This window comes from Streptomyces sp. SPB162 (assembly GCF_029504575.1).
Classification (GTDB): domain Bacteria; phylum Actinomycetota; class Actinomycetes; order Streptomycetales; family Streptomycetaceae; genus Actinacidiphila.
Map to the genome: position 1 here is coordinate 1,880,187 of NZ_JAQFII010000001.1, position 12,839 is coordinate 1,893,025.

General features: G+C 69.9%; 11 protein-coding genes and 2 pseudogenes. 3 read left to right on the forward strand and 10 right to left on the reverse strand.

Annotated features, from left to right (window positions below; translation table 11 throughout):
- Nucleotides 1-7: 7 nt before the first annotated feature.
- The 6 genes and pseudogenes from M2266_RS08730 to M2266_RS08755 form a co-directional block, all read right to left on the reverse strand.
- A pseudogene (locus M2266_RS08730) lies at nt 8-1,265 on the reverse strand (cysteine desulfurase).
- Nucleotides 1,262-2,029: a Fe-S cluster assembly ATPase SufC gene (gene sufC / locus M2266_RS08735; RefSeq protein WP_277437655.1), complete on the reverse strand. Its 768-nt coding sequence runs from the start codon at nt 2,027-2,029 to the stop codon at nt 1,262-1,264. Before sufC ends, M2266_RS08730 begins: the two are co-directional and overlap by 4 nt.
- A gap of 7 nt (nt 2,030-2,036) precedes the next feature.
- A complete protein-coding gene (locus M2266_RS08740) occupies nt 2,037-2,366 on the reverse strand; it encodes a non-heme iron oxygenase ferredoxin subunit (RefSeq protein WP_277437656.1) in 330 nt (109 codons plus the stop codon).
- Nucleotides 2,366-3,532, reverse strand: coding sequence for a Fe-S cluster assembly protein SufD (gene sufD / locus M2266_RS08745; protein WP_277437657.1), 1,167 nt, complete (start codon nt 3,530-3,532; stop codon nt 2,366-2,368). The genes M2266_RS08740 and sufD overlap by 1 nt, the downstream gene beginning before the upstream one ends.
- Nucleotides 3,533-3,661: 129 nt before the next feature.
- A complete protein-coding gene (gene sufB / locus M2266_RS08750; protein ID WP_269272330.1) occupies nt 3,662-5,083 on the reverse strand; it encodes a Fe-S cluster assembly protein SufB in 1,422 nt (473 codons plus the stop codon).
- Nucleotides 5,080-5,880, reverse strand: coding sequence for a metalloregulator ArsR/SmtB family transcription factor (locus M2266_RS08755; protein WP_277437658.1), 801 nt, complete (start codon nt 5,878-5,880; stop codon nt 5,080-5,082). Before M2266_RS08755 ends, sufB begins: the two co-directional genes overlap by 4 nt.
- Before the next feature lie 202 nt (nt 5,881-6,082).
- Here M2266_RS08755 and M2266_RS08760 point away from each other — a divergent pair, with 202 nt between their 5' ends.
- Together M2266_RS08760 and M2266_RS08765 are read left to right on the forward strand one after the other, a co-directional pair.
- The gene (locus tag M2266_RS08760; RefSeq protein WP_277437659.1) at nt 6,083-7,024 is read left to right on the forward strand and encodes an ABC transporter ATP-binding protein; all 942 of its coding nucleotides are present in this window, start codon (nt 6,083-6,085) and stop codon (nt 7,022-7,024) included.
- Between the two features lie 74 nt (nt 7,025-7,098).
- On the forward strand, nt 7,099-7,815 hold the full coding sequence (locus tag M2266_RS08765; protein WP_277441113.1) for an ABC transporter permease: 717 nt from the start codon (nt 7,099-7,101) through the stop codon (nt 7,813-7,815).
- Between the two features lie 18 nt (nt 7,816-7,833).
- Here the strand turns inward: M2266_RS08765 and M2266_RS08770 are convergent, their stop codons facing one another.
- Nucleotides 7,834-9,114: a glycosyl hydrolase family 28-related protein gene (locus M2266_RS08770; protein ID WP_277437660.1), complete on the reverse strand. Its 1,281-nt coding sequence runs from the start codon at nt 9,112-9,114 to the stop codon at nt 7,834-7,836.
- 100 nt (nt 9,115-9,214) lie between these two features.
- Between M2266_RS08770 and M2266_RS08775 the strand changes: the two are divergent.
- Nucleotides 9,215-10,205, forward strand: a pseudogene (locus tag M2266_RS08775) (COX15/CtaA family protein).
- 50 nt (nt 10,206-10,255) lie between these two features.
- Here M2266_RS08775 and M2266_RS08780 read toward each other — a convergent pair.
- The 3 genes from M2266_RS08780 to M2266_RS08790 all read right to left on the reverse strand — a co-directional run bounded on the left by M2266_RS08780 (nt 10,256) and on the right by M2266_RS08790 (nt 12,765).
- Nucleotides 10,256-11,374, reverse strand: coding sequence for an amidohydrolase (locus tag M2266_RS08780; RefSeq protein ID WP_277437661.1), 1,119 nt, complete (start codon nt 11,372-11,374; stop codon nt 10,256-10,258).
- A gap of 62 nt (nt 11,375-11,436) precedes the next feature.
- Nucleotides 11,437-11,796 carry a hypothetical protein gene (locus tag M2266_RS08785; protein WP_277437662.1) on the reverse strand — a complete coding sequence of 120 codons (360 nt, stop codon included), beginning with the start codon at nt 11,794-11,796 and terminating at the stop codon, nt 11,437-11,439.
- A gap of 24 nt (nt 11,797-11,820) precedes the next feature.
- Complete coding sequence (locus M2266_RS08790; RefSeq protein WP_277437663.1) at nt 11,821-12,765, reverse strand: heme o synthase; 945 nt, start codon at nt 12,763-12,765, stop codon at nt 11,821-11,823.
- Nucleotides 12,766-12,839 lie beyond the last annotated feature (74 nt).

The window sequence follows — 12,839 nt, forward strand, 5'->3', positions numbered from 1 at the left end:
GCCCAACTCAACCGAAAAAGTTCCGTACGTGCTCCAGCCCCTCTACGAGGGCGTCGACCTCCGCGGGGGTGGAGTACAGATAGAACGACGCCCGCGTGGTCCGCGGGAATTCCGTAGCGCAGGCAGACAGGGCGTGCGCAGTGGTGTCCGACGCGGACGGCGATGCCCTGTTCGTCCAGCACCTGGCCCACGTCGTGCGGGTGGATGTCACCGAGCACGAACGAGATCGCCGCGCCCCGGTCCTCGGCCGTCATCGGGCCGATGATCCGCAGGTCCGGGACCTCCAGCAGGCGCTTCACCGCGTACTCGGTGATGGCGTGCTCATGGGCCTCGATCTTGTCCATGCCGATCGCGGACAGGTAGTCCACAGCCGCGCCCAGCCCGACCGCCTGGGCGATCGGCGGGGTGCCGGCCTCGAACTTGTGCGGTGCGGGCGCGTACGTCGAGGAGTGCATCGAGACGGTTTCGATCATCTCGCCGCCGCCGAGGAACGGCGGCAGGTCCTCGAGCAGCTCCTGGCGGCCCCACAGCACGCCGATGCCGGTCGGGCCGCACATCTTGTGGCCGGTGAAGGCCACGAAGTCGGCGCCGAGCGCCTGCACGTCCAGCGGCATGTGCGGCGCGGCCTGCGAGGCGTCGATGAGGACCAGCGCACCGACGTCCTGGGCGCGCCGGACGATCGCGTCGACCGGGTTGATCGTGCCCATGATGTTGGAGACCAGGGTGAACGAGACGATCTTCGTCTTCTCGGTGATCACCTGTTCGATGTCGGAGAGGTCGAGCCGGCCGTCGTCGGTCAGCCCGAACCACTTCAGCTTCGCGCCGGTGCGCTGCGAGAGCAGCTGCCACGGGACGATGTTGGAGTGGTGCTCCATCTCCGTGATGACTATCTCGGTCTCGCGGTCCACCCGGTAGGGCTCGTCGGCCCAGCCCAGCATGTTCGCGACGAGGTTGAGCGACTCCGAGGCGTTCTTGGTGAAGATCACCTCGTCGCGACTCGGCGCGTTGATGAACGCGGCGACCTTGTCGCGGGCGCCCTCGTAGAGCGCCGTGGCCTCCTCGGCGAGCACGTGCACGCCGCGGTGGACGTTGGCGTTGTGCCGCTCGTAGTACGCGTTCAGCGCGTCGAGGACCTGGCGCGGCTTCTGTGACGTCGCCGCGTTGTCCAGGTAAACGATCTTCTTGCCGTCGTGGACGACGCGGTCCAGGATCGGGAAGTCCTTGCGGATCGCCTCGGTGTCGAGGAGGCCATGCAGTGGTGTCACGCTGTTGCGCCGCCCTTCGTGCTGTATGCCTCGTAGCCCTCGTTCTCCAGCTTGTCGGCCAGCTCGGCGCCACCGGACTCGGCGATGCGGCCGTTCGAGAAGACGTGGACGAAGTCGGGCTTGATGTAGCGCAGGATGCGGGTGTAGTGGGTGATCAGCAGCGTCCCGACCTCGCCGGTCTCGCGAACACGGTTGACGCCCTCGGAGACCTGGCGCAGCGCGTCGACGTCCAGACCGGAGTCCGTCTCGTCCAGGATCGCGATCTTCGGCTTGAGGAGCTCCAGCTGGAGGATCTCGTGGCGCTTCTTCTCACCGCCGGAGAAGCCCTCGTTGACGTTGCGCTCGGCGAAGGCCGGGTCCATCTGGAGCTGCTCCATCGCGGACTTGACCTCCTTGATCCAGGTGCGGAGCTTGGGGGCTTCGCCGCGGATCGCGGTGGCCGAGGTGCGCAGGAAGTTGGAGACCGAGACGCCGGGGACCTCGACCGGGTACTGCATGGCGAGGAACAGGCCGGCGCGGGCGCGCTCGTCGACGGTCATCGCGAGGATGTCCTCGCCGTCGAGCGTGACGGTGCCGCTGGTGATCGTGTACTTCGGGTGGCCGGCCACCGAGTAGGCGAGAGTGGACTTGCCCGAGCCGTTGGGGCCCATGATGGCGTGCGTCTCGCCCTGCTTCACGGTCAGGTCGACGCCGCGGAGGATCTCGCGGGGGCCGTTCTCGGCCTCGACGGAGACGTGCAGGTCGTGGATCTCAAGCGTTGCCATGGGTGCCTCAGGACTCCTGGGTGACGGAGACGAGCACGTCGTCGCCGATGATCTTTACGGGGTATACGGGTACGGGCCGCGTGGCGGGTAGCCCGGACGGCTTGCCGGTGCGCAGGTCGAAGCTGGAGCCGTGCAGCCAGCACTCGATCTGACAGTCCTCGACCTCGCCCTCCGAGAGGGAGACGTTCGCGTGCGAGCACATGTCGTTGATCGCGAACACCTCGCCCGCGGTGCGCACCACGGAGACCGCCGTGCCGTCGAGGTCGACCCGCTTGGGCGTGTCGTCCTCCAGCTCGGTCACCGCGCACACGCGGACGAAACCTGGGGCCGTGGTCATCAGACGGACGCCTCCAGCTCCGCGTCGATCTTCGCCATCAGGCGCTCCTCGAGGTCGGGCAGGCCGATCTGCTGGACCAGCTCGCCGAAGAAGCCGCGGACGACGAGGCGGCGGGCCTCGGCGGCCGGGATGCCGCGGGCCATCAGGTAGAAGAGCTGCTCGTCGTCGAAGCGGCCGGTCGCCGAGGCGTGGCCGGCGCCGGCGATCTCGCCGGTCTCGATCTCCAGGTTGGGGACCGAGTCGACCCGCGCGCCGTCCGTGAGGATCAGGTTGCGGTTGAGCTCGTAGGTGTCGGTGCCCTCGGCCGCGGCGCGGATGAGGACGTCGCCGATCCAGACCGCGTGCGCGTCCTTGCCCTGCAGCGCGCCCTTGTAGGTGACGTTGCTGCGGCAGTGCGGCGTGTCGTGGTCGATGAAGAGCCGGTGCTCCTGGTGCTGGCCCTCGTCGGTGAAGTACAGGCCGAACAGCTCGGCCTCGCCGCCCGGGGCGCCGTAGACGACCCGCGGGTGCAGCCGGACCACGTCGCCGCCGAAGGTGACGATCACGGACTTGAAGCTGGCGTCGCGCCCGACCAGCGCGGTGTGCTGGGCGACGTGCACCGCCTTGTCGTCCCAGTCCTGGACCGAGACGACGGTGAGCTTGGCGCCGTCGCCGATCAGGTACTCGACGTTCGCGGCGAGCGTGGCGTCACCGGTGTGGTCGATGACCACGACGGCCTCGGCGAAGGCGCCGATCTCGATGACCTGGTGGCCGTAGGCGGTGCCGCCCTCGCCGTGCACGGCGATCCGGACCGGCTCGGTGAGCACGAGGTCCTTGGGGATCGAGACGAGCGAGGCCTTCTCGAAGGAGCTGAACGCCTGGGCCACGACCCGGTCCGCGGGCTTGCCGGCCTTGCCGACGCGGGCGTCGGTGCGGTCCACCGACTCGACGGTGACGCCCTCGGGGGCGGTCACGTCGACGCGCAGGCCGCCGTTGGCCTTCGCGGTGCCGTCGTGCAGGCCGCGCAGCCGCTCCAGAGGAGTGAAACGCCACTCCTCCTCGCGGCCGTGCGGCACCGGGAAGTCGGCCACGTCGTAGGACGGCGCGGCGCTGACCCGGGCATCGGCGGGGTGGCCCACCGTGATGGCACCCTCGGTGGTGCTGCCGGCAGGGATGTTGTCAGCCATGGCTTGTCGTACTGCTCTCTTTCTGGAGAAACGTCGACTATCGAGTCTCTGGAGGAACGTCGTCGCGTCGCCGGTGGACGGCCGTCAGGCCGTACGGGTGCGCGGGCGCACCCGTACGGGGACGTCGTACTAACCGACGGAGCCTTCCATCTGCAGCTCGATCAGGCGGTTCAGCTCCAGCGCGTACTCCATCGGCAGCTCACGCGCGATCGGCTCGACGAAACCTCGCACGATCATCGCCATCGCCTCGAACTCCGTCATACCACGGCTCATCAGGTAGAAGAGCTGGTCGTCCGAGACCTTCGAGACGGTCGCCTCGTGGCCCATGGACACGTCGTCCTCACGGACGTCCACGTACGGGTACGTGTCCGAGCGGGAGATCGTGTCGACGAGCAGGGCGTCGCAGAGCACGTTGGACTTCGATCCGGCAGCGCCCTCGCCGATCTCGATGAGACCGCGGTAGGACGTACGGCCGCCGCCGCGCGCCACGGATTTGGAGACGATGTTGGACGACGTGTTCGGCGCCATGTGCACCATCTTCGCGCCGGCGTCCTGGTGCTGGCCCTCGCCCGCGAAGGCGATGGACAGGGTCTCGCCCTTGGCGTGCTCGCCCATCAGGTAGACGGCCGGGTACTTCATGGTCACCTTGGAGCCGATGTTGCCGTCGACCCACTCCATCGTGGCGCCCTCGTAGGCGACCGCGCGCTTGGTAACCAGGTTGTAGACGTTGTTCGACCAGTTCTGGATGGTCGTGTAGCGGCAGCGGCCGCCCTTCTTCACGATGATCTCGACCACGGCGCTGTGCAGCGAGTCCGAGGAGTAGATCGGGGCGGTGCAGCCCTCGACGTAGTGGACGTAGGCGTCCTCGTCGACGATGATCAGCGTCCGCTCGAACTGGCCCATGTTCTCCGTGTTGATACGGAAGTAGGCCTGCAGCGGGATGTCGACATGGACGCCCTTGGGGACGTAGATGAACGATCCGCCGGACCACACGGCCGAGTTCAGCGAGGCGAACTTGTTGTCACCCACCGGGATGACGGTGCCGAAGTACTCCTGGAACATCTCCGGGTACTGCTTCAGCGCCGTGTCGGTGTCCAGGAAGATGACGCCCTGCTCCTCCAGGTCCTCACGGATCTGGTGGTAGACGACCTCGGACTCGTACTGGGCGGCGACACCGGCGACGAGACGCTGCTTCTCGGCCTCCGGGATGCCCAGCCGGTCGTAGGTGTTCTTGATGTCCTCGGGCAGGTCCTCCCAGGAAGCGGCCTGCTTCTCGGTGGAGCGCACGAAGTACTTGATGTTGTCGAAATCAATACCGCTGAGGTCCGAGCCCCAGGTCGGCATGGGCTTCTTGCCGAACAGCTTCAGACCCTTCAGCCGCAGCTTCAGCATCCACTCCGGCTCGGATTTCTTCGCGGAGATGTCGCGCACGACATCCTCGTTGATTCCACGCCGGGCGTTGGTACCGGCGGTGTCCGAGTCGGACCAGCCGAACTCGTACGTGCCCAGCCCATCGAGTTCCGGGTGCGTGGTCTCCGTGGGAGCAGTCATGCGGGGTTCCTCCCGGCCGTACTGGCGGATGCGTTATGCACTGCGGTGGTGGTATTCACTGCGGTGTTGATATCTACTGCACTGCTGACCTGCTGGTGCCGCGGGATGTACGTCGTGCAGACGCCGTCGCCGTGGGCGATGGTGGCCAGCCGCTGGACGTGGGTTCCCAGCAGGTGGGAGAAGACCTCGGCCTCCGCCTCACACAGCTGCGGGAACTCCTCGGCGATGTGCGCCACCGGGCAGTGGTGCTGGCAGAGCTGCTCACCGGCGGGCTCCCGTGCGCCGGCGCCGGCCGACGCGCTACGGGTGGTAGCAGCGTACCCGTCCTCACTCAAGGCCTTCGCGAGCGCCTGGGTGCGCTGGGCGGGCTCCGCGGCGTCGACCGCGGCGCGGTAGCGGTCCGCCTGCTGGGCGACGCGGGCCCGGGCGAACGCGGTGACCGCGGCATCGCCCATCTCCCCGCCGCCGGCGGACTGCGCGATCCAGCGCAGCGCGTCGGCCGCGATCTGGTCGTACGCCTGGTCGAAGGCGTCGCGGCCGCAGTCGGTGAGCGCGAAGACCTTGGCGGGGCGCCCACGGGTGCGCGCTCCGTAGACCCGCTGCTCACGCGGCTCGACGATGTTCTCTGCGACGAGGTGGTCCAGGTGGCGACGGACGGCGGCCTGCGTGAGGCCCAACCGCTCCGCCAGGTCGGCGGCGGTCGAAGGACCGTGGTCCAGGATCGACCGGGCGACCCGGTTGCGGGTACTCCGCTCCCCGGTCGTCTGCTCCTCCTGAGCCGCGCCGACGTTTTTCACAACTTCATTGTTGCGTAATTCATCGGGCCCCGGCAACCCGCGTCGGATTCGACTCCGGTGGAGTTCGTCACTTAGGTGAACCTAAGTTGACCTGCGAAATTGCCTGAACAAGATCCATTCCCCGGGTATTCCTTCCACCCGCCGACCGGCGGGGCCATGGGCGGGTTCTGAACGGAGAACGGCGCTCCCTAGACTCACGGGTATGCGAAGCGGCAGCACCAGTCAGTCACCGGCGGTCGAGATCGCCGGCCTGGTCAAGCGGTACGGCGACAAGACCGCGGTGGACGGTCTGGACCTGACGGTGGCGGCCGGCTCGGTGACCGCCGTGCTCGGGCCGAACGGCGCCGGCAAGACCACCACCGTCGAGACCTGCGAGGGGTACCGGCGCGCCGACGCCGGCAGCGTGCGGGTCCTGGGCCTCGATCCGGCCACCGACGGCGCCGCGCTGCGGCCGCGCATCGGGGTGATGCTGCAGTCCGGCGGCGTGTACCCCGGGGCGCGTGCCGAGGAGATGCTGCGGCACACCGCGGCGCTGCACGCCCGCCCGGTGGACCCCGCGCTGCTCATCGAACGGCTCGGCCTGGAATCCTGCGGCCGCACCACGTACCGCCGACTGTCCGGCGGGCAGCAGCAGCGGCTCGCGCTCGCCATGGCCGTCGTCGGCCGTCCCGAACTGGTCTTCCTCGACGAGCCCACCGCCGGGCTCGACCCGCAGGCCCGCCGCGCCACCTGGGACCTCGTACGGGAACTGCGCGCCGACGGGGTGACCGTCGTCCTCACCACGCACTTCATGGACGAGGCGGAGCAGCTCGCCGACCAGGTCGTGATCATCGACCACGGCCGGTCGATCGCCCACGGCACGCCCGAGGAACTGTGCCGGGGCGGCGCCGAGAACACCCTGCGCTTCACCGGCCGTCCCGGCCTCGACCTCGTCTCGCTGCTCAAGGCGCTGCCGGACGGCACCGCGGCGGCCGAGCTGACGCCGGGCAGCTACCGGATCGAGGGCGCGGTCGACCCCCAGCTGCTCGCCACCGTCACCTCCTGGTGCGCGCAGCACGGCGTCATGCCGGACCGCCTGGCGGTCGAGCGTCGCACCCTTGAGGACGTCTTTCTGGATCTGACCGGCAAGGAGCTGCGCGCGTGACCACGGCAGAGAAGAAGGCCGCCGAGGCCGCCGGAACCTTCGTTCCCGACCCGGGCGCGGCGCCGCTGTCCCGGATGATCGGTGCGCAGACCGCGTTCGAGACGAAGATGCTGCTGCGCAACGGTGAGCAGCTGCTGCTCACCGTCGTGATCCCGGCGCTGCTGCTCGTCCTGTTCAGCGCCGTCTCGATCGTCGACACGGGTTCGGGCAAGGCCGTCGACTTCCTGGCCCCCGGCATCCTGGCGCTCGCCGTGATGTCCACCGCCTTCACCGGTCAGGCCATCGCCACCGGGTTCGAGCGCCGCTACGGCGTGCTGAAGCGGCTCGGCGCCTCGCCGCTGCCGCGCTGGGCGCTGATGACGGCGAAGACCGGCTCGGTGCTGGTCACCGAGGTGCTGCAGATCGTGCTGCTGACGGCGATCGCGTTCGCGCTGGGCTGGTCGCCGCACGGGAACCCGCTCTGCGTCGTGCTGCTCCTCGTGCTGGGCACCGCCGCCTTCTCCGGGCTCGGCCTGCTGATGGCCGGCACGCTCAAGGCGGAGGCGACGCTCGCCGCCGCGAACCTCGTCTTCCTGCTGCTGCTGGTGGCCGGCGGGATCATCGTGCCGCTGGACAGGTTCCCGGGCGCGGCGCAGGACGTGCTGCGGCTGCTCCCCGTCTCCGCCCTGTCCGACGGCCTGCGGGACGTGCTGCGGGACGGCGCGGGCATGCCCTGGGGCGACCTCGCGATCCTGCTGGTGTGGGCGGTCGTGGGGCTCGGCGCGGCGGCGCGCTTCTTCAAGTGGGAGTGACGCCCGGCGGGACGGTCCTCAGCCCGGCGTGATGCAGTCGACGAAGCGGGCGAACGTCTTGTCGTGCGCACCGGCGGCCACGAACGCGTCCGCGGGATGGTCGACGATCCGGCACATGTCGTAGCGGACGCTGGTCGGCAGCTGCGCGCCGGCGGCGGCCCGGTACTGGTGGGCGCCGGAGAGCTGGCACATGTCGTACCGCACCAGCGGCCCTGCGGGGCCGATGTTGTAGCGGTGCGCGGTCAGTCCGTCCGAGTACTGCTTGTAGGACTGGGACGTGTCGTCGCAGTCGTTGAAGTGGACCGTGCCGCTGCTCCACTCGCAGTCGATGACCACGACCTGCGGGTCGCGTATCTCGAAGCGGATGTCCTCGGCGTGGAAGCGCTGCACGGAGTCGAAGTGCGAGGCCCGCGGGAAGCGGAAGAAGGCACTCTCGAACCCGTACTCCGGGTGGGGGGTGGGGCGGCGGCCGGTGATGATGTAGCTGCCGCTGCGGCAGGTGATCGAGCCGCCGTAGGGGAACTCCAGGAAGTTGCCCCAGTCGTAGGTGACCGTCATGTCGGTGAACCAGTAGTTGAGGAACTGGTCCTGCTGCTCGCGCTTCTCCGACCGCTTGGAGAGCCCCGAGTACAGGAAGGCCTTTCGCCAGGCGCCGCCCACCCGGCACGCCTCCCAGCGCATCTCCGAGTTGTTGTTGCTGCCGTCCAGGGCGAGGCCGTACTCCCACTCCCCCATCCACTCGCACTCGGAGAAGCGGTAGTTCTGCGCCCAGCCGGTGGAGTACGAGGAGAAGAACGACGCGCCGGGGGTGCCCGAGGTGAAGCGCAGCCCCTCGAAGGAGATGTTGCTCCACATGTTGTTGTTGCGGCACAGATAGGCGTCCTTGGGCGACTCCGGAGCGAAGACGATCTCGCTGATCCGCATGCCGGCGCCCCGAAAGCGCAGGCCGCTCGCGCGCTTGTCCGGCTTGTCGCCGGCGAGCAGCGCGCCCGGCTTCTTCACCAGGTACACCCCCGGCGGCACGTCGATCACGGTGTGTCCCACACCGCCCGAGATCCGCGACTCGGCGTAGGCGTACGCGGCGGCGAAGGCCGCGCTGTCGTCCGTCCTGCCGTCGCCCTTGGCGCCGAAGTCCGCCACGACGTCCGCCACGCCGGGATGGTCGGCGTTCCCCTGCGCCGCCGCGGGGGCGTTCCACTCCCCGCTCGCGTAGCCCGCGATGCCCGCCCCGGCGACGACGGCCGCGCCGCCGTAGAGCATTCTCCGCCGGTTGACCGAACCGCTCTTGTCGGTTGTCATATTTCCCCCAGTCGCGGATCCTCCGCTCGATGTTATGCGCGCGGGCCAGCTCCCGACCCCCTCGTGAAAAGTTGCACAAGCGGCCGCTTACGATGGACGCGTGCCGAAGTCGCTCGAAGTCGCCCGTAACCCCCTCGCCTCCATCGCCCGGCGCTGGACCCCGTCCCCGGTGACGGTCCGGCGGGCCTGCGCGGCCGCCCTCGCGATGGCCGTGGTCATCGTGGTGACGGGCGGGGCGGTCCGGCTGACCAGTTCGGGGCTCGGCTGCCCGACCTGGCCCAAGTGCACCGACGACAGCCTGACGACCACCGGCGACATGGGCTTCCACGGCGCCATCGAGTTCACCAACCGGATGCTGACGTACGTGCTGTGCGCGGCGGTCGGCTGGGCGATCATCGCGGTGCGCTCGCAGAAGCCGTGGCGGCGCAGCCTGACGCGGCTCGGCTGGGCGCAGTTCTGGGTGGTCATGGGCAACGCGGTACTGGGCGGGCATCACGGTGCTGACCGGCCTCAATCCCTACGTCGTCGCCGGGCACTTCCTGCTCTCCAGCGCTCTGATCACGGTCGCGGTGGTGACCTGGCAGCGGGCCCGCGAGGGCGACGGCGCGGCGCGCGCGCTGGTGGGCCAGCCGGTGCGGCAGCTGGCGTGGGTGCTGACCGCCGGCTCCGCGCTGCTGATCGCGGTGGGCACGATGGTGACCGGCGCCGGGCCGCACGCGGGTGACTCGGCCGAGGTGCACCGCATCCCGATCGACTGGAAGACCGTCGCGCAGCTCCACGCCGACCTCGCCTGGGTCGTGGTGGCCCTCACGCTCGCGCTGTGGTTCGTGCTGCGCGCCGTGGACGCGCCCGCCGGCCCGAAGGCCCGTACGCGGGACCTGTTCCTCGTGCTGCTGGCGCAGGGCGTCATCGGCTATGTGCAGTACTTCACGCACCTGCCGGAGGTACTGGTCGGGCTGCACATGCTCGGCTCCGCGCTGATCTGGATCGGGGTGCTGCGGGTCGCGCTGTCGATGCGCGAGCGCCCGTCGGAGCAGCCGGGCATCCCGGGCCCCGCGCAGTCCGGCTCCCCGCTCGCGTCAACGGTCTGAGCCGGCGCTTCAACCATCTGAGCCTGCGCCCAAGGGCCTGAGCCGGCACGTCAGCGGTCCGGTCCGGCCCGGTCCAGGCGCTCCAGCCCGTACACCCGCCGCGCGTTGCCCGCGGCGATCAGTCCCGCGACGCGGTGCGCGTCGGCCGGGGTCCAGGCCCCGCCGACCACCCGGTCGGTGAGCAGCCGCTCCAGCGCCTCGCGGAAGAGGCGGGCCCCGACCACGTACAGCTCGGGCAGCGCGTGCGCCCCGGTCGAGAAGAGCACCTTGCCGAAGGGCGCCAGTTCCAGCGTCTCGGCCAGGGCCGACGCCGCCGGCGCGGAGCCGATGTCCGCGTAGACGTGCGGGAACGCTGCCGCGAGGCGGGCGACGGGGCGGTGGCTCGGGAAGCCCCGTAAGAGCACCACGTCGGTGCCGAGGCCCGCGGTGGCCCGCAGAAAGCCGGTGAGCCGCAGCGGGTCGGCGCCCGCCGAACCGCGGATCTGCAGCGGCAGGCCGGTCGCGACGGCGTTCCACACCAGATGGCGCAGCAGCACCGGGTCATCGAGCGCCTCGCCCGCCGTACGTCCCGCGAGCCACGCTCCGGCGGCGCGCCGTACCGGTCCGACGTCGGGCGGCCCGGCGGGGAATCCGGGCGGACAGGTGTCGGCGACCGAGAAGGCGACGGCCGTGCGAGCCGCTCCGTGCACCGCCTCGGCGACATTGGCGAGGAACGCGCCGACGGTCCCCGAGGTGTCGGCGACCTGCTGCGCCAGCGGTTCCAGCCGGACGGTCTCGTACACGGGAGCCGCCGCGGCGGCTCCCAGCTCCTCGGGCGAGGTGACCTCGGGGGGCGGCGCGGGGGGACCCCAATCGGCGGGACCGTCGCCGGCTCCCCCCGCCGCGTCCACCAGGTAGGCGCCGATCCCGGCGCCGCGCAGCAGCCGCCGGGTGGCCTCGTACGCGCCCAGCTCCCGGCGCCCCGCCAGGTAGTGCGCGGGGGTGCAGTGCGGTTCCAGGCCCAGCAGGGGCGGGCACCAGCGGCGTACGGCGAAGCCGGTCGGACTGTCGAAGAGCGTGGTGCCGGGCGCGGCGGCCCCCGCGAGGAGCGCCTCGAACGAGCCGAGGCCGAGCTCCCCGAAGACCACCCCGTGGCAGTGCGCGTCCACCAGTGGTGGCAGCTCCAGCATCACTGACTCCTCGCGCCGCCGGTCGGGACCGCTTCCATGGTCCCTAACGTGCGGGCGGGGCGTCAGGTGTTGCTGGGCCCGCCGACCTGGATGCCGGCCATCCGGGACCACTCGTACGGGCCGGTGCGCACCTTCGCGGCGAACTCGCCGTCGAAATCCTCGTGCACGGTGACGCCGGCGCGCTCGACGGCCTCGCGGGCCATGGCGTACGTCGGGGCCACCAGGTCGCCCCACTCGCCGTTCTCGCCGACGAGGACGATTCGGGTGCCGACCCCGCCGATGTAGGCGATGTTCGCCTCGGCGGCGCCGCCGTGGCTCTTGGCGAAGGCGTGGATCTGCTTCGTCAGCCTGGCGGTGCGGCGCTCGGCGCGCGGGTCCGCCTTCGGGGTCTCTTCCACGGGGTTCTGCGCGGTCTCAGCCATGAGGCAGATGCTACCCGTCGGTAATCAGTGAAGGAAAGGATCCACGGCCACGACGACGAAGAGCAGCGACAGATAGGTGATGGACCAGTGGAACAGCCGCATCTCCTTCAGCTTCGCGCCGCTGACCCCGGCCTTCGCGCGGCTGTACAGGCCGTGCGCCTCCTTGAGCCACATCGCGCCGAGCAGCACCGCGGCCACCGGGTAGAGCCACGACGTCTCGTTCAGCGGCCACCACAGGGTCAGCGAGACGAGCACCATCACCCAGCTGTAGATCACGATCTGCCGGGCGACCACCAGGTTGCCCGCCACGACCGGCAGCATGGGCACGCCCACCCGCTCGTAGTCGTCCTTGACCTTCATCGACAGCGGCCAGTAGTGCGGCGGCGTCCAGAAGAAGATCACCAGGAAGAGGACCAACGCGGCCCAGGAGACGGAGTTGGTGACCGCGGACCAGCCGATGAACACCGGCATGCACCCCGCGATGCCGCCCCACACGATGTTCTGCGCGGTGCGTCGCTTGAGGCCGAGCGTGTACACGAAGACGTAGAAGAGGATGGCCGTCAGCGACAGCGCCGCCGACAGCGTGTTCACCAGGACCGCGAACCAGACCGTGGAGACCACGGAGAGCGCGATGCCGAAGACCAGCCCCTCGCGCGGCGAGACCATGCCGGTGACCAGCGGACGCTGCTCGGTGCGGTGCATCAGGGCGTCGATGTCGCGGTCGATGTACATGTTCAGCGCGTTGGCGCCGCCCGCCGAGAGGTAGCCGCCCACGACGGTCGTCAGCACCAGCCACAGGTCGGGGACGCCACCCGCCGCCAGGAACATCACCGGAACGGTCGTGATGAGCAGCAGCTCGATAATGCGTGGCTTGGTCAGCGCCACGAACGCCATGACACGAGCCGCGAACGGCCGCTGTCCGTGGCTCGTCCCGATGACCCCTGCGGGTCGGGATTCGACGGCCGTCACAAACACCCCTGGGGAAGGATTAAGTCCAGCAAGTCCCGGTCCCAGACGTGAAGGTCCGGTAAGTCCTTGCGCGT

What these genes read in the sequence shown, in the direction of transcription:
- sufC (WP_277437655.1), bottom strand. Translation starts at nt 2,029, where the DNA reads ATGGCAACGCTTGAGATCCACGACCTGCACGTCTCCGTCGAGGCCGAG.
- M2266_RS08740 (WP_277437656.1), bottom strand. Translation starts at nt 2,366, where the DNA reads ATGACCACGGCCCCAGGTTTCGTCCGCGTGTGCGCGGTGACCGAGCTG.
- sufD (WP_277437657.1), bottom strand. Translation starts at nt 3,532, where the DNA reads ATGGCTGACAACATCCCTGCCGGCAGCACCACCGAGGGTGCCATCACG.
- sufB (WP_269272330.1), bottom strand. Translation starts at nt 5,083, where the DNA reads ATGACTGCTCCCACGGAGACCACGCACCCGGAACTCGATGGGCTGGGC.
- M2266_RS08760 (WP_277437659.1), top strand. Translation starts at nt 6,083, where the DNA reads ATGCGAAGCGGCAGCACCAGTCAGTCACCGGCGGTCGAGATCGCCGGC.
- M2266_RS08765 (WP_277441113.1), top strand. Translation starts at nt 7,099, where the DNA reads ATGATCGGTGCGCAGACCGCGTTCGAGACGAAGATGCTGCTGCGCAAC.
- M2266_RS08770 (WP_277437660.1), bottom strand. Translation starts at nt 9,114, where the DNA reads ATGACAACCGACAAGAGCGGTTCGGTCAACCGGCGGAGAATGCTCTAC.
- M2266_RS08780 (WP_277437661.1), bottom strand. Translation starts at nt 11,374, where the DNA reads ATGCTGGAGCTGCCACCACTGGTGGACGCGCACTGCCACGGGGTGGTC.
- M2266_RS08785 (WP_277437662.1), bottom strand. Translation starts at nt 11,796, where the DNA reads ATGGCTGAGACCGCGCAGAACCCCGTGGAAGAGACCCCGAAGGCGGAC.